Genomic DNA, 18,062 nt, shown 5'->3' with positions numbered 1-18,062 from the left:
GATCACGGACTGGGTGGCGCAAACGCCTCCGGGTAGCGCCGCCCGTACCAGCCGCGTGCGCGCTCGTGGTCCAGGCGCAGAAAGGGTCGCAGCCCGGGCACCAGCAAGAGCAGCAAGCCGCTGAGCCCGAAGCCGGCGGCCAGCAGCAGATAGACGCTCGCCACCGCCCAGCGCTGCAGCAGGGCGCCGGCCAGCAGCGGCGCCAAGGCAGCTGCGAGCTGGGCCAACGCCAGCTGGCCGGCCGCCATGCGCGCGCGAAAAGCCTCGGGTATGGCCAACGTGCGGTGCGTCTGCCCTACCAGCTGCGTGACCGACATGCCCAGACCGATGGCCGCGAACAGCAGCGGCAGGCCCGGCGGCCAGGCGCACAGGCCGATGCCCGCCACGGCCAGGCCGCACAGGGCTAGCGCGGCCGCCATCGCACGCACGCGGTCCAGGCTCTCGATCAGCAGATCGGCCAGGCCCGCCACGCCCAACAGCAGCCCCAGCGACAAGGCCGCACCACAGGCGCCGAACCAGAGCGCCGAAAGACCCAGGGCCTGCACGCGCAGCGGCAGCAGCATGCCGGTGGCGGGCAGCAGGAACACCATCATCAGCGCCCCCGTGAGCGTCCACCAGCGATCCAGCGGCACGCCCCATTTGGCGCGCAGGCCAGCGCGCAGCTCGACAAACCATCCGGCACGTGGCGCTGATGCCGACGGGTAGCTGGGCTCCGCCAGGCAAAAGCCGGCCAGGGCCGCGATCGCAAACATCACGACGTTCAGCCCCAGGGCAAGGCGCACATCGCCCAGGGCCAGTGCGGCGCCACCCAGGCCCGGTCCGAGCAAGCCGCCCAGGGCTTGCGAGCCGCGGCGCAGGCGTATCGCCTCAGGCAACTGCGCGGCCTGCACCAACTCCGGCAGGATGCTGGCCTGGGCCGGCAGCAGCGCGGCGTTGGCCAGGATCGACAGCAGGCTGCAGGCACCCAGCAGGGCCAGGCTGTAGCCGTCGCTACAGGCCAGCAGCCACAGCGCCAGAGCATCCAGCAGCAGAAGCAGCTTGCCCAGGCGTATCAGGCGGCGCTTGGGCAAGCGGTCGCCCAGCGGCGAAAGCAAGGGCATGGCCAGCAGCGTGCAAGCCGCCACCAAGGCGCCATAGCGGCTCAGATCCGCCGCCCCGCCACGCTGCGCAATCCACCAAGCCAGCGCCACCTGCCCCACGGCGCTGGCCAGCAGGCCCAGCATCTCGCTCAACATCAATAAGCGCACCGGCACGGCGCAAGCCTGTACGCGGCCCCAGAACTGCAGCATCGGCGTTCACTCCCTCATGTCTGTGCAAGCGGCGCAGTCTAGGAAGCGCGGGCCGTGAGAAACAGCGTCAGGCATTGCACGTCGCGATGGATACAGGCCAGGCCACGACGCTGCTATCGTGTCGGTCCTTGCCAAGAGCCTTGCATTGACCCTCCGCCCCCATCGTTACCGCAGCCTGGCCCTGCAGCTCGCCCAGGATCTACGCTCAGGCTGCTACCCGCCGGGCAGCCAGCTGCCCTCGGTGCGGCAGTTGTGCAGCGCACATGCAGCCAGCTTGGCCACCGTCACGCACGCCCTGCATGAGCTGGAAGACGCCGGCCTGATCGAAGCGCGACCGCGGCGCGGCTTCTTCGCCAGTGCCGCGCTGCCCATGGCCCGCAGCGCGCCGGCGGCCGAGGCCATCGCACTGGAGGGCCGCCGCAAACGCTTGATGGAACTGGCCGCCTCGCAGCCCGGACTGCTGTCGCTTGGCCACCTGGGCCTGCCCGCATCACTGCTGCCGCTGCCGACCCTGGCACGCCTGTTGGGCCAGCAACTGCGCAGTCAGCGCGGTCTGCTGGCCACCGGCTCGGCCTACGGCAGCACGGCCTTGCGCGAACAACTGGCGCGGCGCGCGCCACGCATGGGATGCCAGTTCGGCGCCGAAGACGTCGTCGTCACCCAGGGCGAGGGCGAATCCTTGCAGCTCTGCCTACGCCTGCTCACCCAGCCCGGCGATCTGGTGGCGCTGGGCACACCGGCGCCCTTGCGCGCCCTGGAACTGATCGCCAGCATGGGCCTGCGCGCGCTGGAGCTGCCCGCGGCTGACGACGGTGGCCTGGCCGTCCCGGCGCTGGCCGCCGCGCTGCAAACGCAAGCGATTGCCGCCTGCTTGGCCGAGCCCAGCTTCTACCGCGCGACCGGTGGCTCCCTGGACGATGCCGCCAAGCAGTCACTGGCGGCGCTGCTGGCGCAGCACCAGCTACCGCTGATTGAGTGCGACATGATGGGCGAGCTCTACCGCGGCACACAGCGCCCCGCGCCGGTGAAGGCCTTCGACACCGACGACCGCGTGCTCTATTGCGGCAGCCTGGCCTGCATCACAGGCCCCGGCTACAACCTGGGCTATATCGCCAGCGCACGCCACCACCTGCAGCTGCGCGCCGCGCGAGCCGTGCATGGCGAGTTGCTGCCCAGCAGCAGCGACGCGGTGCTTGCCGCCTTCATGGCCAGCGGGGCCTTCGACACCCATCTGCGCCGCCTGCGCCGCACCCTGGCGGCGCAGCTGCAGGCCTACGAGCAGGCCGTGCGGGCACATTTCCCCGCGGGCACGCGCGTCAGCACGGGTGCGGGCGGCTATGTGCTGTGGGTCGAGCTACCTGGTCACTTGAACGCCTGCGTGCTGCTGGAGCGCGCACGCCAGCATGGATACAACTTCATGCCCGGCGCCGTGTTCAGCATGGGCACCCAGTTCGACCATTGCCTGCGCCTGAGCGCCGCACACCCGCTGGACGCGCAGCGCGCGCAAGGCCTGCGCTTGCTGGGTGAACTGGCTCAGCAGCTGCAGGCTTAGCGCCCCAGCAACTGCAAATCAAACACACGCTCCAGCAGCCAGACCAGGGCCAGCAGGGCAATCAGCAGCGAGCCACCGCCCAGCACCCAACGCGGGTAGCCGGGCCGGCGCCGCAGGCCCCATACCAGGCCCATGAAGCCCGCCACCACGGCGAGCTGGCCGAGCTCCACACCCAGGTTGAACATCAGCAGCGGCCCGGCCAGGGCCTCGCGCCGCAGGCCCAGCTCCCTGAGCGCGCTGGCAAAGCCGAAGCCGTGCACCAGGCCGAAGGCAAAGGTCAGCCTCCAGCGGCCATGCAGCAGCAGCGGCCAGAGATTGTTCAGCGTCGCCAGCAGCACCGAGGCGGCGATCAGCGACTCGACCCAGCGCGAGGGCGGGCTCAGGATCTCGAAGGCGGCCAGCGCCAGCGTGATGCTGTGCGCCAGCGTGAAGGCGCTCACCACCCCCAGCACATCCAGCAGCACAGGCCGCAGCTGCTTGGCGGGCCGCCAATGATTCCCCTCCCGCACCAGCACCGCCGGCAGCAGCAACGCGAGCAGGAAGAGGATGTGGTCCAGGCCGATCCAGATATGGTGCACACCATCGCGCAGCACGCTCAGCAGGCTGTGCGCTGCACCTAGGCGCAGTGGCGTGGCGTGGCCATCGGGGGCCAGCACCAGGGTCTGCGCCGCGCCGGCGGGCCCGCGCAGGATCAGCACGCCGCGGTGCGTGGGGTCGCTGGCGGCAAAGAGGCGGTAGCTGAGGGTCAGGTCTTGCGCGGGGGCGCGGCATTGCCAACGCCGCTGCAGCACGGCGTAACGGCCATCGCTGCGGGTTTCGATCTGCAGCGGGGCCAGGGCTTGCGGCGCGCAGCGGCCGCCATCGGCATCCGTCAGCGTCATGTCCAGGCCCTGCCGGGCCAGCTGGTCGATCTCCCCGGCGCGCGCCCTCAGCTCGCCCCAGCTCAGCTGGCCGTTGCCATCCGCGTCCAGCTGCAGCTCGCGGTCCAGATCGCGCAGCGCGATGTCGACGCGCTCGCTGAGCCCCGTGGCATCGGCCTCCAAGATCAGATAGGCATCGCTGGCCTTGTGGGCCTGGGCGGCGCCGGCGCACAGCAGCAGCAACGACACCATCAGCGCCCGCTTCATGAGGCAGCGCTCCAGCGCGCATCCTGCATGCCGCTCTCACGCCGGAACTGCTCGAATGCCTGCCGCGCCTGCGCCGCCAATGGTTTGGGCGCAGCCGGCAACTGCGCCGCGCGCCACAGCAGCCAGGCATCGGCTGGCTCGCGCTGCAGGGCCCAGTTGGCGATCGCCTGCTGCAGGGCCGCGCCGGCATCGGGCCGCACATCGAGGGCGTAGCGGGCCCGTTCGCGCGCATGGGCGCTGCCGTCGCCGCGCAGGGCGGCGGCCTCGAAGCGCTCTTGCAGCTGCGCGGCCGCCTCGCTGGCGCGCGCATCGCCGCCGGCGCGCCAGGCAATCGCCAGGCGCAGCAGCAGGGCATCGGGCAGGCGCACCAGCTCGGCCTGTTCGGCCTGGTTGGACTGGTGGGCCAGCACCAGCGCGGCGGCCTCGGCCCAGCGGCGGCGCGCCAGCAGCCAGTCGGCCAGGGCGGCGCGCGTGTAGATGGAAGGCTCGGCCTGCAGGGCCTGGCGGTACAGCGCCTCCGCTTCGGCCAGGCCACGGCGCTCGGCCAGTTCGGCGCGCAACAAAAGGATCCAGGCCGTGGGCGCCTGCGGGTAGCGGGCCAGTTGGGCCAGCGCCGCGGCAGCGCTCTCGTTGCGGCCCTGCAGGCTGTCCAGCTCGGCCAGGCAGACGCGGCCGTGCACCTGCACAGCTGCCCCCAGGGCCGCATAGCTGAGCCCGGCCAGGCGCGTGCAGGCGCTGCGCGCCTCGGGCCAGCGGCCGCGCAGCTGCAGCAGGGCGGCGCGCGTCAGCTCGGCCTGGGCGCGCAGCGCCAGCGGCGTGGAAGCACCCGCCAGCAGCGCATCCAGATCCTGCAGGGCGGCATCGAAGCGATGTTGGGTCTGCAGCATGCTGGCACGCAGCAGGCGCACCGCCGGCGGCGGCGCGGGCAGGTGCCACCAGGGTGCCAGCAGCGCCTGGGCCCGGCCCAGTTCGCGCGGGTCGCCCTCCTGCCGCGCACGCTGCAAGGCCGCCTGCGCCAGGCCCAGCGCCTGCGGCAGCGCCAGGCCCTGGCGTGGCACGGCCGCCAGGCGCCGCGGCAACTGCTCCAGCACCTCCTCATCCGCCTGCGGCGTATAGGGGCTGGCCAGGCCGCGCAGACTGAAAAGCAGCAGCAGGACGAGGAGGCTCGGCAGTCTGCGCATCGCCACCTCAGCTGACCGCGAGGGGTTCGTCGCTTTCGCTGGCGGGCGGCATGCTCAGCTTGTCGGCCGTCAGCGGCTCATCGCTCTCGCTCGCCGCCTGGCTCTGGCCCAGCGTGAACTGGGTGTAGGCGCCAGGGGAGGCCAGTGCGCTCTCAGGCACCTCGGTGAGCAGCACCGGTGGGGGCGGGGGTGCTGCCGCTTCGTCGCTGCCGCCGCAGGCGGCCAGCAGGCCGCTGGCGAGCAGGGCCAGGACGTGAATGGATTGCTGCTTCATGGCGCCCTCCTCAGTTGGTGCCGCCAACGGGCGTGTAGAGGTAAGGGAAGCTGCCCAGCAACGGCACCGTGGCCTGGTCCACCGCGTCGTGCAGCTTCAGCGAGGTGGCGCCCAGCGGCACGTTGGCGGGCTTGCAGCTGGCGCCGAAGCCGAGCGCATCGTTGTCGCCGTTGGCCATGCAAAGCCCACCCATCACCGCCACCAGGGCCACGTCCACCACATCGTCCTTGGGGCGGCGGCCGTTCGGGAAGCCGGCGTTGTCCTTGCCGCCGGCCAGGATGTTGCCGACGATGCCCAGCCGGTTCTGCTGCGCAAACGGCACCGGCGCGATATTGGTGTTGAGGCGCAGCATCTCCGAGGCCACCACATGGGCGGGCTGGTTCACGCCTTTGATGCCGGTGAGGAAGGCCGTCACCAGATCGGTACGCGGCAGGTTCTTGGGCGCCGTGCCGGGAATGGACAGCACCGTCTCGATCAGGGCCGGCAGGGTCGGGTTGGTGACGTAATTGGCGAACTGCGCGTCATCCTTGGGCTTGGAGCTGTTGAAGCGGTCCTTGTCCGGCAGGCCGATCACCACCTCGTTCACCAGGGGCATGCCCAGCCGCGAGACCTGCACCCAGGCGCCACCGGCCTTGTCGGTGTTCTGGTGGCCGGGCTTGGGCGATGGGTCGAGCACGCGTGCCTGGCGCAGGCTGGCGGTGGTCCAGCCGCCGATCACCGGCTCGTTGGCGCTGGCCAGGCAGCTCTTGTGCACTTCCAGGGCCAGGGTGGTGACGTTCTTGTCGTCCAGCTGGTTGGGCACGGCGCCGATCAGGGTCGGATCGGTGATCACCGAGACCGGCGCGTTCACCAGGTCAAAGATGGTGCCGAGGTTGACGGCGAAGGGATCCTTGCGCTGGCCCACGAAGACCTTGCCGGGCATGGCGCAGCCGGGGATGTTGACGGGGTAGATGTGCTTGGCCGCATAGGCCTCGTAGTTGGCGATGGTCTTCTTGCCGATGTTGTCCACCGGCTTGTCGAAGCTGGCCGCGCCATTGCTGGCATTGGTGACGGACTGGCGCTGGCCGCTGCGGCGGTCGCCACGCACGATGTCCAGGGTGTAGCTCTCGTTCACGTTCAGCGCCGCGGCACGCGGCTCGCTGATGGCGCCTGCCTGTATCAAGGGGATGGGCACGTTCTTGTCGCCGATGGCGAGCGCAATGCTGTTGAGCTTGTTCTTGAAGCGGAACTGGAAGGTCAGGTCTTCCTTGGCATCGCCATTGGTGTCGAGATGGATCTCGTAGAGCGCGTTCGGGTCGAGCGAGAAATAGTTGGGGCCACCATAGGCATCCTGCAGCGGCAGGTAGTTGGCGATCAGGGTCACGTAGTCGCCACGGCCCTGTTCATAGCTCATGAACATATAGAAGTCGCTGGCATCCACCTTGGGCACGGTGGTGATGAAGGGCGCCTCGCGGTGGCTGGAGGCCAGGGCCGCGGTGGCGGCCAGCATGGCGGCGCTGAAGCTCAGCAAACGCAGGGTGGGAAGTGCTTGTTGCATCTGGGTCTCCTTGATGGGGTGAGCGACTGCTTCGCCCACTGCAGGCCTTTACGCCGGCGCTGCCCGAGCGGACGCAGCCCACCCTGCGCATTGGTCGGGCTTGCATCCAAGCGGCGCCGGCCTGCGTAGCCCATTCCATGAGCACCACCACCCCCACCGCACGCAGCCAGGAGCTTGCCGCCCTGCTTGCCCGCATCGCCCTGGGCGACCGCGCCGCCTTCGAGGCCCTCTACCGCGCCACCAGCGGCCCGCTGTTTGGCGTGGTGCTGCGCGTCAACAGCGACCGCGGCCAGGCCGAGGAGGTGTTGCAGGAGGTCTATGTGAACATCTGGCGCGCAGCCGCGGGCTACCAGGCCCAGCAAAGCCAGCCGCTCACCTGGCTCACCAGCATCGCGCGCAACCGCGCCATCGACAGCCTGCGCCGCCGCGCCACCGAGCCCGCCACCGTGAGCCGCTACGGCAGCCCGGGCACGGGCGATGAGGGCGACGAAGCAGAGGATCTGCTGGAGAAGCTGGCCTCGGAGCAGGCCGGCCCGCTGGATCTGCTGGAGCAGGCCACGCGCTCGCATGCGCTGGAGCGCTGCATGCAGGGGCTCAGCGGCGAGCAACGCTCCAGCCTGGCGCTGGCCTATTACCAGGGCTTCAGCCATGCCGAGGTGGCCGAGCACCTGACCCAGCCCCTGGGCACGGTGAAGAGCTGGGTGCGCCGCGGCTTGCAAAGCCTCAAGCTGTGCCTGGACCGCGCCGCCGGCCTGCTCGGCACGGGCACCTCCGGGGAGTCCGCCTGATGGATTACAGCCGCCCCCGCCTGGCCGAGAAGCTCGCCGCCGAATACGCGCTGGGCACGCTGCGCGGACCCGCGCGCCGCCGTTTCGAACAGCTGTTGCCGGCCCACCCCGCGCTGGCCCGCGAAGTGGCGCGCTGGCAGCTGCGCCTGCAGGCCCTGGCCAGCCCGGTGGCCGCGGTGCAGCCGCCCGCGCAGCTCTGGCCCGCCATCCAGCGCCGCCTGTTCGGCGCGCCGCAACCTGCGCCGCGCTGGTGGCAGCGCCTGAGCCTGTGGCAGGGCTTCAGCGGCACCGCCAGCGCGCTGGCGCTCACCGCCCTGCTGTTGCTGAACCAGCCCCAGCCGGTGCAGCCGCCGCTGGTGATCGTGATGAACAGCACCGCCGAGGGCGCGGATCTGGTGAAGGCCGGCTTCGTGGCCAGCGTCAGCGCCGATGGCCAGGCCCTGGTGCTCAAGCCGCTGGGCCCGCTCACGCTCGCGCAGGGCCGCGCGCTGGAGCTGTGGGCCGTGCCGGCGCAGGGCGCACCGCGCTCGCTGGGCCTGGTGGCCGGCAACAGCGCCACCACCGTGCTGCGCACCAAGCTGCTGCAGAACACCGCTGCCTTTGCCGTCAGCCTGGAGCCCGGCGGCGGCTCGCCCACCGGCGCGCCCACCGGGCCCATCGTCTCAGCGGGCAGGGTCTGAGCCTCAGCGCCCGACCTTGCCGGGCAGGCTCAGCTGCCCCGACGCCACCTTGAACACATCAACCACGCACAGCAGCGGGTTGTGCACGCTGGCGTTCACGCGCAGCGCCGCCGTCACACCGTCGAAGCCGGCGGACTCCAGCACGCCGATGTCGTCGAAGGGCACACGCACCTCCAGGCTCTGCCCCTTGAAGATCGGGCTCCAGCCCGGGCTGTCGATCAGGATGGGCAGGCCGGGCCAGGTCTTGGGCAGGCGCGGCTTGGCGCCTGCGGGAATGTCCACCACCTTCAGCGCGCCCTCCTGGCCACAGGCGGCGTCGGGCTGCAACACCACCCAATGCGAATGCCAGAGCCTGCCATCGTTGCCGGCCTTGCCATCGCCGTCCTCATCGAAGAGCGGCGTGTCATCGAAATCGGGGTGCGCGGTCACCGCCAGGGCCAGGATGCCCGCCTTGGGCTCGAAGCCCACCACCGCCGGGTCGAGCGTGGTGGGCCAAACATAGGAGAACACCGTGCTGCCGGCCAGCTTGCCGCTGGCGGCGGGTTTGCTGGCGCCCGCCCGGCCGGACACGGCCATATGAAACACCGCCACCCGACCCTCGGTCGTGATTCGGGTGTGGACGATGTCGAAGCTCGGCTTGACGGCCGGGCCGGGCTCGCTCCGGATGCCACCGGCATGCGTGTCGTCATGCGCCATGACATGGGCGGCCGCCACGGTGAGGGACAGGGCGAGGCTGATGCTGTGGAAGCGCTGCATACGAAAGTTCCTTTTGAGTTCGGCCTTGTGGGATGCCCCTGCATCCCGGCACCCGCCCAGTGTCTCGGCCCAAACGCTACGATACGTATCGCAAAGTCTTCAAAACAAACCGAATCGTCCAGATGAATGAAGCCATCGACCGCCTCTCAGCCCTGCTGGAACGCTTCAGGGTGCGCGCCCATCTGTTCCACAACGGCCCCTTGTGCGGCGTGACGCACTTCGCCGCCGAGCCGGGGCGAGGCTTTCTGCATGTGATGCGGCGCGGCGAGATGGTGGTGACGCACCGCCGCGGCAGCGGGGCGCCGGCAAGGCTGCGGCTGCGCGAGCCCAGCCTGCTGTTCTATCCGCGCCCGCTGGCGCATGACTTTCATAACGCGCCCATGGAGGGTGCGGATTTCGTCTGCGCCACGCTGGATTTCGAGGGCGGCGAATCGCATCCGCTGGTGCGCGCCCTGCCCGCCTGCATCGCCCTGCCGCTGGCCGGCGTCGACGGGCTGGAGCACACCCTGGCCCTGCTGTTTGCCGAGACCGAGCGGCTGCGCTGCGGCCAGCGCCTGCTGGCCGACCGCTTGTTCGAGGTGCTGCTGCTGCAGCTGCTGCGCTGGCTGCTGGATCACCCCGAGCAGGGTGGCATCTCGCTGGGTCTGCTCAGCGGCCTGGCCGAGCCACGCCTGGCGCGCGCCCTCACCGCCCTGCACGAGGCCCCCGGCCAGGCCTGGTCGCTCGAGCGTATGGCGCAGCAGGCCGGCATGTCGCGCAGCGCCTTTGCCCTGCGCTTCAAGGCGGTGGTGGGCGAGGCGCCGGCCGAGTATCTGGCCCACTGGCGGCTCGGCATTGCCCAGGCGCAGCTCCGGCAGGGCCGCTCGATCAAGGCAATCGCGGCCGAGCTGGGCTATGCCAATGCCTCGGCACTCTCGCGCCTGTTCGCACAAAAGACCGGCCAGGCACCGCGCGCCTGGCTGCAGGCTCAGGCTTGATCGAGCGACGAGGGCAGCGCCCCGAGGCCGACGCGCACACGCAGCCAGGCCCAGAGCCGCGCGAGCAGGCCCGCCGGCGGTGCTGCCGGCGCGGGCAGCAACGGCAACTGCGGCTGTCGCGCCTGCAACGCCTGCTCCAGGCGCGCAAAGAAGTCGCCGATGATCTTCTGCGCCGCGGCGTCCACCACGCGCGAACCGATCTGGGCCAGCTTGCCGCCGATCTGCACATCGGCGCTGTAGTGCAGCAGGCAGCGCTGCTCGTCGATAACGCTCAGCCTCACCTGGGCCAGGCCCTTGCCGAAGCCGGCCACGCCGCCCTGCCCCTCGAAGCGCATCGCGTAGGACACCGGCGCCACCACGTCCTGCATCTGCAGCTGGCCCTTGAAGCGCGCACGCACCGGGCCCACCGCGGCCATCACCAGCAGCTGCAGCTGCTCGCCCTCGCGCGTGAGCGATTCGCAGCCGGGGATGCAGGCCTGCAGCATGGCCTCGTCGTTGAGCGCCGCCCAGGCTTCGGCCTGCGAGCAGGGCAGCTCGCGTTGATTCTCGATCTTCATGCTCAGGCCTCCCGTGCTGCCACCGGCACGGCGGCATGGCCATGCTTGGCCGCCAGCACGGCGTGCCAGTCGCGCCAGGCGCGGCCCGGGTGCACCTCGCCGCAGTTGGTGCAGCGACGCTCTGCCTCCGAGCTGGCGTAGAACCGCTGGTACAGCGGCGGCAGGTCGCCGACGATGCTTTGCAGCTGCACCTCGTGGCGCTGGATCAGCGTGCCGCAATGCGCGCAGTACCACTGGAAGGCATCGGTCACGCCAGCGGCACGCTGGCGTTCGATCACCGTGCACAGGCTGCCCGGCTCGGGGCGCTGCGGCGAATGCTGCACATGGGCGGGCAGCAGGAAGATGTCGCCCTCGCGCAGGTCTACGCGCTCGAACTGGCCGCGGTCCCACAGGATCAGGTGGGCATTGCCCTTGAGCTGGTGAAAGAACTCCTCGTGCGGGTCGTCGTGGAAATCGCTGCGGTGGTTGGGGCCGCCCACCACGGTGCAGATGAAATCGGCGTTCTGCCAGATCTGCTGATTGCCCACCGGGGGCTTGAGATCGGCGGCATGGTCGGCGATCCATTGGGCGAAGTTGAGGGGGCGTCCGTAGCTCAGCATGATGATGGTGATCTTTCTAGGCTGTGGTGATTGTGGTGGGTGAGAGCCTGCTCGCGGCCCCCAAGGGGGCGCGTTGAGACGCAATCGGGATGAGGTGCCTGCCAACACCGTGCCGCATGGGCTCGCCTCCCATGCAAACGGTTTGGCGGGCAGATCGCCCGATTTCGTCTCAACCCGAAGGGCAAGTGTTTTTGCGGCAGCCCAGCGTTGTTGCGCCGCTTGCCAATAGCGACGGCTATTGGCTGCGCGCCGCGCCTAGCTGGCTCAGCCGCAAAAACACTTGCGCGCCCCCTTGGGGGCCGCGAACAGGCTCTAAGATGCGGCCGCCCATGACCAAGAAGCCGAGCGATCCGCAGGATGAGTTGCTGATGAAGCTGCCGCGCCGCAGCGCGCGGCCGGTGAACGTGTCGCTGAAGCAGCTGCGCGGCTTCGATGCGGTGGCGCGCGAGGGCAGCTTCACGCGTGCGGCGCAGCAGCTGTTCCTGAGCCAGTCGGCGCTTTCGGCGCTGATCCGCGCGCTGGAGAGCGAGCTGGGCCTGCGCCTGCTGGACCGCACCACACGCCGCAGCGAACTCACCGAGGCCGGCCGCGAGCTGATGCCGGCGGTGCAGCGCCTGCTGGCCGATCTGGACCGCGTGGCCGGTGATCTGCGCGATGTGGCGGAACGCCGCCGCGGCCGCGTGCGCCTGGGCACCACGCCGCTGCTGGCGGCCAGCCTGATGCCGGGCCTGCTGCGCAGCTTTTCCGAGCGCTACCCCGAGATCGAGCTGAGCCTGCTGGACGCCAGCGCCGACCAGTTGCTGACCCAGCTGCGCCTGGGCGAGCTGGACCTGGCCCTGGCCACCTTCGACGCCGCCGAACCCGACATCACGGCCGAGCCGCTGCTGCGCGACGCGATGGTGGCGATCTGCAATCGCGAGCACCCGCTGGCCGCCGCCAAGGCTTTGCGCTGGAAGGATCTGCTGGACCAGCCGCTGCTGCTGCTGCGCGAGGGCAGCGGCCTGCGCGCCCTGGTGGATCGCCATTTCGCACCGCTGGGCGGTTGCCCCAAGCCGGCGCAGGAGGTGACGCACATCGCCACCGCCATGGCCATGGCCGCGGCCGGCCTGGGCGTGGCCATCCTGCCGGCCTATGCGCTCAAGGTCTCGGCCCTGGCCGAGTTGGTGGGCGTGCCACTGAAGGAGCCTGCCGTGGCCCGCGAGGTCTCGCTGGCGCAGCTGCAGCAGCGCTCGCTCTCGCCCGCCGCGCGCGCGATGGCCGAGCATCTGCGCGAGCACCTGAGCGTGGCCGAAGCGGCGCATGGCAAGCGGCCTAAACGCTCAGCACGGCGCGCCGCGCCATGATGCTGCGCATCACGCTGTAGGGCGTGACCAGCGAAGTCTTGGGGTTGTCGGGCGAGGCGGTGTTGCGCAGCGTCAGGTGCAGCTCGCCCACCGCGCCGCTGGCCTCGATCTCATGCTCGTTGCCGCTGATGGTCGGGTCGGCCACCAGCTCCACCAGGGTCTCGTCTAGCCCCAAGGTGCACAGGGCCAGCGTGGCGGCCACATTGGCATTCTTGGGATAGCTGCGCGCGGCATCGCGCGCGCTACCGCGGAAGAACACCACCGGCTCGCTGAGCTTGGCCAGATCCAGCAGCAGCTCCGCCGGCGTGTCGCGCCAGGCCAGCGGTGGCTTGCGCGAACGCAGGCAAACGCGGCTCAGCCCCGCCAGCTTGGCGGCCTGCAGATAGTCCAGGCCCGCCAGCGCACCGGAGGGCAGCAGCAGCTGGCGGCCCGACGCGCGTGCCGCCGCTTCCAGCTCGGCCAGCAGCGCCGCATCGGAGAGTACGCCCACCGAGACCAGCAGCAGATCGCGCCCCGCGCGCAGCACCTCGGGCCCGTAGGCCTTGACCGCGCCATGGCCGGCCGCTTCCACCACCAGATCGGGCTGCAAGGCCAGCAAGGCCGCCAACGTAGTGACGACCGGCAAGCCCAGCTCGGCCCCCTCGCTCTCGTGCTGGCACAGCGCGCCCAGCAGCTGCACACCCTCGCCCTGGCGGGCCAGCAGCTCCTTGGCGATCACGCGGCCGATCGCGCCCAGGCCGATCAGGGCCACGCGCAGTGGCGCAGCGGTTTCATGTGTCGTGTGTACGGTCATGTCGATTCCAAAGTCAAAGCGTCTTGCACCACCCGGGCGGCGAGCACGCCGGCCAGGTGGGCGCGGTAATCGGCCTCGCCATGCACATCGCTGGACATCAGCGCGGCATCGACCTTGAGGCCTTGCAAGGCCTCGGCGGCAAAGCGCTGGCCCAGGGCCTGCTCGAAAGCGGGTAGGCGCTGCACGCCGTGCGCGCCGCCTGTGAGCGCCACGCGCACCGCGCCGTCGTCGAACTGCGCCAGCGCCACACCCACCAGGGCAAAGCGCGAGGCGGCCTGCTCGAACTTGGCGTAGGCAAAGCGGCGTGGCCGGCGCAGGCGCACGCTGCACAGCAGCTCGTCGGGCTCCAGCGCGGTGCTGAAGAAGCCGGTGAAGAACTCGTCGGCCGGCAGCTCGCGGCGGTCGGTCACCAGGGTGGCGCCCAGCGCCAGCATGCCGGCCGGCCAGCAGGCGGCTGGGTCGGCATTCGCCAGCGAGCCGCCCAAGGTGCCCTGGCTGCGCACCTGCTCGTCGGCGATGTGCGAGGCCAGCCGGGCAAGACCTGGCACCAGGCCGCGCAGCAGCGCATGGCGCGCCAGGCTGGCATGGCTTTGCATGGCGCCCAGCTGCAACTCGCCCCCCGCGGTGGCGGCGCAGCCGCGCAGCTCGGCCAGCCCTTGCAGATCGATCAGACGCTCGGGCGCCATCAGGCCCAGCTTCATCGCCCCCAAGAGGCTCTGACCGCCGGCCAGCAGCTTGCTGTCCGTGCCATCGCGCAGCCAGCGCAAGACCTCGTCCACCGAGCGGGCGCGGCAGTATTCGAACTCACGCATGCTCAGCACCTAGCCATTCGCAGATCGCCGCCACGATGCCCTCGTAGCCGGTGCAGCGGCAGAGATTGCCGGCCAGGGCCTGGCGCACCGCCGCGGGCTCGGGCGGCACACCCTCGGCCTTCATGGCCAGGGCCCGCATCAGCATTCCGGGCGTGCAGAAACCGCATTGCAGGGCATGGTGGCGCGAGAAGGCGAGCTGCAGCGCATGCCATTCGCCCGGCGCCGCCAGGCCTTCGATGGTGCCCACGTCCGCGCCCTCGGCCTGGCGCGCCAGCACATTGCAGCTCTTCACCGCGCGGCCGTTCAGCAGCACGGTGCAGGCGCCGCATTGCGCGGTGTCGCAGCCCTGGTGGGTGCCGGTGAGCCCGAGTGGCTCGCGCAGCGCGTCCACCAACAGGCTGGCGTTGCCGAGTTCGAGCCGGCAGGGGCGGCCATTGACGCGGAATTCCAGCATGGCGTTCAAGCGAGCTTCAAGCCGCTCTTGGCGAACTGCTCACGCGTGAGCGCCTTCTCGGCCTCGGTGAGTTGCAGCAGCGGGCGGCGCACCGGGCCGCCCACCTGGCCCAGCAGCTCCAGCCAGTACTTGCTGTGGGCCTGGGGCTTGCCCTTGGGGCGGCTGAGGCGGAAGGCGTCGCGCACCGGCTCCAGGCTGTCGCGCAGGCGGCGTGCCTCGCTGAAACGGCCCTCGAAGGCCAGGCGCGTGTACTCGTTGATGCGTTGGTCGGCCGCGGTCTGCAGCAGCAGCGGCGGCGTAGAGCAGAGGTAGAGGCGCCAGCCCAGCTCCTCGATATTGTCCAGCCACTCTTCCTCGCTGGCGGTGCTGACCTGGATCTTGTCGCCCACCAGGCGGCTGAGCTCGCTGTACATGGGGCGCGGCACGCTGTACTTGATGGCCACGATGTTCGGCAGCTCGGCAATGCGGGCGCACAGCTCAGGGCTCATCAGGTAGCCGCAATCGGGGTGGTTCCACATCGCGATGCCAATGTCCAGCTGCTCGCTGATGTGGCGGTAGTACTCATAGATGGTCTCGTCGGTGTCGGCGCCGAAATGCAGCACCGGGCTGTGCACCACGATCCAGTCGGCGCCCACGGCCTGGGCGTGGCGGCCGAGCTCCAGCACGGTATCGAGGTTGGTGTCCGAGCAGGACATCACCGTGCGCGAGCCGCAGGCCTTGGCGACCTCGGCGGCCAGCTCAAAGCTGCGCTTGCGCTCGGCAAGCGACATCGAGAAGAACTCGCCCTGCTTGCCGCACACGAACAGGCCGCCCAGCTTCAGCGTGCCGCACCAATGCGCGAGGTTGGCGCGAAAGCCGGCCTCGTCCATCGAGCCGTCGGCGTTGAAGGGCGTGAGCGTGGCGGCCCAGACGCCGGTGAAATGCGCCTTGGCATAGGCCTTGGCGTCTTGCTTGCTGTAGTCCATGGGGATAGCTCTCGGTTCGGTCAAGAAGAATAAGAAGAAGAGGAGGAATTCATCGCGCGCCAGAGCGCGGCGGCGCTCAAGGGGAAATCCAGCTGGCTCACCCCCAGTGGCGCGAGCGCGTCATGCGCGGCATTCAGCAGGGCCGCCGGCAGGCCGATGCAGCCGGCCTCGCCCACGCCCTTGGCGCCCAGCTCGTTGGCGGCGCTGCGGGTGGGCAGGCTCTCCAGCGTGATGCGTGGCGGCATGTCCTCGGCACGCGGCAGGGCGTAGTCCATCAAGGAGCCGGTGAGCAACTGGCCGTTGGCGTCATAGACGATGCGCTCCATCAGCGCCTGACCCAGGCCCTGCGCGAGCCCGCCCACCAGCTGGCCATGCACCAGCTCGGGCGAGACCAGCACGCCGGCGTCATCCACCCACACCAGCTCAGTGATGCGCGGCTGGCCGGTGGCGCGTGCTATCTGCAGCTCCAGCATCACGCAGCCCGAGGCCCAGGCCTCCTCGGCCGTGTGGTGGAAGAGCTCCACCGTGCACGGCAGGGCCGCGCCTTCGGCCAGGCGTTGCTGCAATTGCTCGGCCGCCTTCAGCACCGCCGAGCCGCCAATGGCCGTGCTGCGGCTGGCCAAGGCGCCGATGCCGGCCGGGCAACGCGCGGTGTCGCCATGCAGCACCTCGATCTGTGCGGGCGCGCAGCCCAGCGCCCCAGCCAGCAATTTGGCGTAGCTGGTCTCGCGGCCCTGGCCTTGTGCGGTGGCGCCGGTGGCAAGCTGGTAGCGCCCATCGGCCAGGGCGGTGAGGCGCGCGCTTTCACCGCCCTGCCCGCAGGGTTCCACATACAGGGCCATGCCGATGCCGGTGAGGAAGTCGCCGTCCGGCGTTTGGCGCTGCCGGGCGCGGCGCTGCGTGTAGTCGAACAGCGTGGCGGCGCGCTTCAGCAAGGCCGGCAGGTCGCAGCGGTCCAGCCACACCTCGCTGGCCAGGCGGCGCGGCAGCGCATCGGCCGGCCAGACATTGGCCAGGCGCAGGGCGAGCGGGTCGATGCCCTGCTGCCGCGCGGCCTCGTCCACCAGGCGCTCCATCAGGATGCAGGCCTCGGGCCGGCCGGCACCGCGGTAGATACCCACCGCGGCCGCATGGCTCAGGCGCCCCTCGCCCTGCACCTGCCAGTTAGGCAGCCGGTAGGGGCCGGGCAGGATGCGGCAGGCGTTGCGCAGCGGCGCCGCCGCGCTGAAGGGCAGCCAGTGGCCCAGCGCGAACTCCAGCTGCGCGTCCAGCGCCTGCATCCGGCCCGCGTCGTCCAGCCAGAGGCGGCCCAGCAGGCGTGAGGCGCGGCCATGGGTGCCGGCCAGCAAGTCCTCGCCGCGCGTGGCCAGCCAGCGCAGCGGGCGCTGCAGGCGGCGCGCGGCCACGGCCAGCAAGAGGTCTTCGGCGAACACCGAGGCCTTGCCACCGAAGGCGCCGCCCACATCGGTGGCCACCACCTGCACCTGCTCGGGCGCAATGCCAAGTGCATGGGCCAGGTCTTCGCGCGCTCGGCTGGGCGTCTGGGTGGAGAGCCAGGCCTGCAGTGTTTGCGTACTCGCATCCCAGCGCATCAAGGCCGCACGTGGCTCCAGAGGCGCGGCGGCCACACGCGGCAGCTCGATCTGCGCGCTGGCGCTGGCCTCACCGGCCGGCAGGCTGCCCACGCGGGTCTCGCTGCGCAGGGCCAGATTGCCGGGCACCTCGGCATAGAGATCCGCGCCGCTGCGATCGAAGTCCGCCACCGAGGGCAGGTCTTGATAGTCCACCCAGATCAGCTCGGCCGCGGCCTGGGCCTGCTGGCGCGTCTCGGCCAGCACCAGGGCCACCGGTGCGCCCACGGCCAGCACGCGGTCCGCCGGCATCAGGGCCGCCTGGGGCAGCTTCATGCCGGGCAGCAGGCCATTCACACGCGGCTGCTGCAGCCCCGCGAAGTCCGCCGGCCCCAGCACCGCCAGCACGCCGGGCTCGGCGCGTGCCGCGTCCAGCTCCATGCCGAGGATGCGCGCATGGGCATGCGGGCTGCGCAGGAACACGGCATGGGCCAGGCCCGCCATCTGCGCTGTGGGCTGGTTGGCGACAAAGCCACCCTGCCCGCGCAGCAAGCGGGCGTCTTCACGGCGCAGCAGGTCGGGCTGCGGCTCGGTGTGTGGGTCTGCGTGGATCTCTGTGCTTGCCATGGGCGCCATTGGAGCCATGGCCACGAATGAATGCAAACGCAAAGAATTGATTGATTGTGCTGTTTTACTTCTGATTCAAGGATTGCATGCGGCATTTGCAGGGGAGTCACGACTTTCACACGATGAATTCACAATTCGTATTGTGTATACATACAATCTTCACCAAATACACAAGGAAGC

18 protein-coding genes are annotated in these 18,062 nt (G+C 70.4%); 5 read left to right on the top strand and 13 right to left on the bottom strand.

Features of this window, described 5'->3' with window-relative positions; all coding sequences use genetic code 11:
- Window positions 1-2 precede the first annotated feature (2 nt).
- Window positions 3-1,235, bottom strand: coding sequence for an MFS transporter (locus PFX98_RS12295; protein WP_285235497.1), 1,233 nt, complete (start codon window positions 1,233-1,235; stop codon window positions 3-5).
- A 199-nt stretch (window positions 1,236-1,434) separates the two neighbouring features.
- On the opposite strand from PFX98_RS12295, the gene PFX98_RS12290 reads away from it, so the two are divergent.
- Entirely contained in the window at window positions 1,435-2,841 is a 1,407-nt protein-coding gene (locus tag PFX98_RS12290) for an aminotransferase-like domain-containing protein (RefSeq protein WP_285235496.1), read from the top strand.
- Here the strand turns inward: PFX98_RS12290 and PFX98_RS12285 are convergent.
- The 4 genes from PFX98_RS12285 to PFX98_RS12270 are packed head-to-tail and all read right to left on the bottom strand — an operon-like array spanning window position 2,838 to window position 6,960.
- Window positions 2,838-3,968 carry a HupE/UreJ family protein gene (locus PFX98_RS12285; protein ID WP_285235495.1) on the bottom strand — a complete coding sequence of 377 codons (1,131 nt, stop codon included), beginning with the start codon at window positions 3,966-3,968 and terminating at the stop codon, window positions 2,838-2,840. The genes PFX98_RS12290 and PFX98_RS12285 overlap by 4 nt on opposite strands.
- Window positions 3,965-5,149 (bottom strand): hypothetical protein, encoded by a 1,185-nt coding sequence (locus PFX98_RS12280; RefSeq protein WP_285235494.1) that lies wholly within the window; start codon window positions 5,147-5,149, stop codon window positions 3,965-3,967. Before PFX98_RS12280 ends, PFX98_RS12285 begins: the two co-directional genes overlap by 4 nt.
- A 7-nt stretch (window positions 5,150-5,156) precedes the next feature.
- The gene (locus PFX98_RS12275) at window positions 5,157-5,423 is read right to left on the bottom strand and encodes a hypothetical protein (RefSeq protein WP_285235493.1); all 267 of its coding nucleotides are present in this window, start codon (window positions 5,421-5,423) and stop codon (window positions 5,157-5,159) included.
- A gap of 10 nt (window positions 5,424-5,433) precedes the next feature.
- Window positions 5,434-6,960: a DUF4331 domain-containing protein gene (locus PFX98_RS12270; RefSeq protein ID WP_285235492.1), complete on the bottom strand. Its 1,527-nt coding sequence runs from the start codon at window positions 6,958-6,960 to the stop codon at window positions 5,434-5,436.
- A gap of 137 nt (window positions 6,961-7,097) precedes the next feature.
- On the opposite strand from PFX98_RS12270, the gene PFX98_RS12265 reads away from it, so the two are divergent.
- Together PFX98_RS12265 and PFX98_RS12260 are read left to right on the top strand one after the other, a co-directional pair.
- Window positions 7,098-7,748, top strand: a complete 651-nt coding sequence (locus tag PFX98_RS12265) for a sigma-70 family RNA polymerase sigma factor (RefSeq protein ID WP_285235491.1) — start codon at window positions 7,098-7,100, stop codon at window positions 7,746-7,748.
- Window positions 7,748-8,428 carry an anti-sigma factor gene (locus tag PFX98_RS12260; RefSeq protein ID WP_285235490.1) on the top strand — a complete coding sequence of 227 codons (681 nt, stop codon included), beginning with the start codon at window positions 7,748-7,750 and terminating at the stop codon, window positions 8,426-8,428. The genes PFX98_RS12265 and PFX98_RS12260 overlap by 1 nt, the downstream gene beginning before the upstream one ends.
- 3 nt (window positions 8,429-8,431) lie before the next feature.
- Here PFX98_RS12260 and PFX98_RS12255 read toward each other — a convergent pair whose 3' ends face one another.
- Window positions 8,432-9,184, bottom strand: a complete 753-nt coding sequence (locus PFX98_RS12255) for a hypothetical protein (protein WP_285235489.1) — start codon at window positions 9,182-9,184, stop codon at window positions 8,432-8,434.
- A 122-nt stretch (window positions 9,185-9,306) separates the two neighbouring features.
- On the opposite strand from PFX98_RS12255, the gene PFX98_RS12250 reads away from it, so the two are divergent.
- A complete protein-coding gene (locus PFX98_RS12250) occupies window positions 9,307-10,161 on the top strand; it encodes an AraC family transcriptional regulator (RefSeq protein WP_285235488.1) in 855 nt (284 codons plus the stop codon).
- On the opposite strand, the gene PFX98_RS12245 is transcribed toward PFX98_RS12250, so the two are convergent.
- Both PFX98_RS12245 and PFX98_RS12240 read right to left on the bottom strand, forming a co-directional pair.
- Window positions 10,152-10,718 carry an SRPBCC family protein gene (locus tag PFX98_RS12245; protein WP_285235487.1) on the bottom strand — a complete coding sequence of 189 codons (567 nt, stop codon included), beginning with the start codon at window positions 10,716-10,718 and terminating at the stop codon, window positions 10,152-10,154. The two genes, PFX98_RS12250 and PFX98_RS12245, sit on opposite strands and share 10 nt — an antisense overlap.
- 2 nt (window positions 10,719-10,720) lie before the next feature.
- Window positions 10,721-11,317: a 3-hydroxyanthranilate 3,4-dioxygenase gene (locus PFX98_RS12240; protein ID WP_285235486.1), complete on the bottom strand. Its 597-nt coding sequence runs from the start codon at window positions 11,315-11,317 to the stop codon at window positions 10,721-10,723.
- Window positions 11,318-11,646: 329 nt separating this feature from the next.
- On the opposite strand from PFX98_RS12240, the gene PFX98_RS12235 reads away from it, so the two are divergent.
- The gene (locus PFX98_RS12235) at window positions 11,647-12,660 is read left to right on the top strand and encodes a LysR family transcriptional regulator (RefSeq protein ID WP_285235485.1); all 1,014 of its coding nucleotides are present in this window, start codon (window positions 11,647-11,649) and stop codon (window positions 12,658-12,660) included.
- Here the strand turns inward: PFX98_RS12235 and PFX98_RS12230 are convergent.
- The 5 genes from PFX98_RS12230 to PFX98_RS12210 are packed head-to-tail and all read right to left on the bottom strand — an operon-like array spanning window position 12,629 to window position 17,882.
- Entirely contained in the window at window positions 12,629-13,453 is an 825-nt protein-coding gene (locus PFX98_RS12230; RefSeq protein ID WP_285235484.1) for an aspartate dehydrogenase, read from the bottom strand. The genes PFX98_RS12235 and PFX98_RS12230 overlap by 32 nt on opposite strands.
- A complete protein-coding gene (locus PFX98_RS12225; protein ID WP_285235483.1) occupies window positions 13,450-14,265 on the bottom strand; it encodes an FAD binding domain-containing protein in 816 nt (271 codons plus the stop codon). The genes PFX98_RS12230 and PFX98_RS12225 overlap by 4 nt, the downstream gene beginning before the upstream one ends.
- Window positions 14,258-14,719, bottom strand: coding sequence for a (2Fe-2S)-binding protein (locus PFX98_RS12220; RefSeq protein WP_285235482.1), 462 nt, complete (start codon window positions 14,717-14,719; stop codon window positions 14,258-14,260). The genes PFX98_RS12225 and PFX98_RS12220 overlap by 8 nt, the downstream gene beginning before the upstream one ends.
- Window positions 14,720-14,724: 5 nt before the next feature.
- Window positions 14,725-15,684 (bottom strand): dihydrodipicolinate synthase family protein, encoded by a 960-nt coding sequence (locus PFX98_RS12215; protein WP_285235481.1) that lies wholly within the window; start codon window positions 15,682-15,684, stop codon window positions 14,725-14,727.
- 20 nt (window positions 15,685-15,704) lie between these two features.
- Complete coding sequence (locus PFX98_RS12210) at window positions 15,705-17,882, bottom strand: xanthine dehydrogenase family protein molybdopterin-binding subunit (RefSeq protein ID WP_285235480.1); 2,178 nt, start codon at window positions 17,880-17,882, stop codon at window positions 15,705-15,707.
- Between the last annotated feature and the right edge of the window lie 180 nt (window positions 17,883-18,062).

Origin of the sequence: Paucibacter sediminis, assembly GCF_030254645.1 — a bacterium.
In the GTDB taxonomy this organism is placed as follows: Bacteria; Pseudomonadota; Gammaproteobacteria; order Burkholderiales; family Burkholderiaceae_C; genus Paucibacter_B; species Paucibacter_B sediminis.
Note: the sequence above shows the minus strand (reverse complement) of the source record. Positions and strands in the feature narration are given on the sequence as shown.

Bases quoted from the DNA above. Each gene is read 5' to 3' on its own strand.
- PFX98_RS12210 (WP_285235480.1), bottom strand. From the start codon at position 17,882: ATGGCAAGCACAGAGATCCACGCAGACCCACACACCGAGCCGCAGCCC.
- PFX98_RS12225 (WP_285235483.1), bottom strand. From the start codon at position 14,265: ATGCGTGAGTTCGAATACTGCCGCGCCCGCTCGGTGGACGAGGTCTTG.
- PFX98_RS12270 (WP_285235492.1), bottom strand. From the start codon at position 6,960: ATGCAACAAGCACTTCCCACCCTGCGTTTGCTGAGCTTCAGCGCCGCC.
- PFX98_RS12230 (WP_285235484.1), bottom strand. From the start codon at position 13,453: ATGACCGTACACACGACACATGAAACCGCTGCGCCACTGCGCGTGGCC.
- PFX98_RS12265 (WP_285235491.1), top strand. From the start codon at position 7,098: ATGAGCACCACCACCCCCACCGCACGCAGCCAGGAGCTTGCCGCCCTG.
- PFX98_RS12215 (WP_285235481.1), bottom strand. From the start codon at position 15,684: ATGGACTACAGCAAGCAAGACGCCAAGGCCTATGCCAAGGCGCATTTC.
- PFX98_RS12245 (WP_285235487.1), bottom strand. From the start codon at position 10,718: ATGAAGATCGAGAATCAACGCGAGCTGCCCTGCTCGCAGGCCGAAGCC.
- PFX98_RS12235 (WP_285235485.1), top strand. From the start codon at position 11,647: ATGACCAAGAAGCCGAGCGATCCGCAGGATGAGTTGCTGATGAAGCTG.
- PFX98_RS12240 (WP_285235486.1), bottom strand. From the start codon at position 11,317: ATGCTGAGCTACGGACGCCCCCTCAACTTCGCCCAATGGATCGCCGAC.
- PFX98_RS12285 (WP_285235495.1), bottom strand. From the start codon at position 3,968: ATGAAGCGGGCGCTGATGGTGTCGTTGCTGCTGCTGTGCGCCGGCGCC.
- PFX98_RS12275 (WP_285235493.1), bottom strand. From the start codon at position 5,423: ATGAAGCAGCAATCCATTCACGTCCTGGCCCTGCTCGCCAGCGGCCTG.
- PFX98_RS12255 (WP_285235489.1), bottom strand. From the start codon at position 9,184: ATGCAGCGCTTCCACAGCATCAGCCTCGCCCTGTCCCTCACCGTGGCG.
- PFX98_RS12220 (WP_285235482.1), bottom strand. From the start codon at position 14,719: ATGCTGGAATTCCGCGTCAATGGCCGCCCCTGCCGGCTCGAACTCGGC.
- PFX98_RS12295 (WP_285235497.1), bottom strand. From the start codon at position 1,235: ATGTTGAGCGAGATGCTGGGCCTGCTGGCCAGCGCCGTGGGGCAGGTG.
- PFX98_RS12250 (WP_285235488.1), top strand. From the start codon at position 9,307: ATGAATGAAGCCATCGACCGCCTCTCAGCCCTGCTGGAACGCTTCAGG.
- PFX98_RS12260 (WP_285235490.1), top strand. From the start codon at position 7,748: ATGGATTACAGCCGCCCCCGCCTGGCCGAGAAGCTCGCCGCCGAATAC.
- PFX98_RS12280 (WP_285235494.1), bottom strand. From the start codon at position 5,149: ATGCGCAGACTGCCGAGCCTCCTCGTCCTGCTGCTGCTTTTCAGTCTG.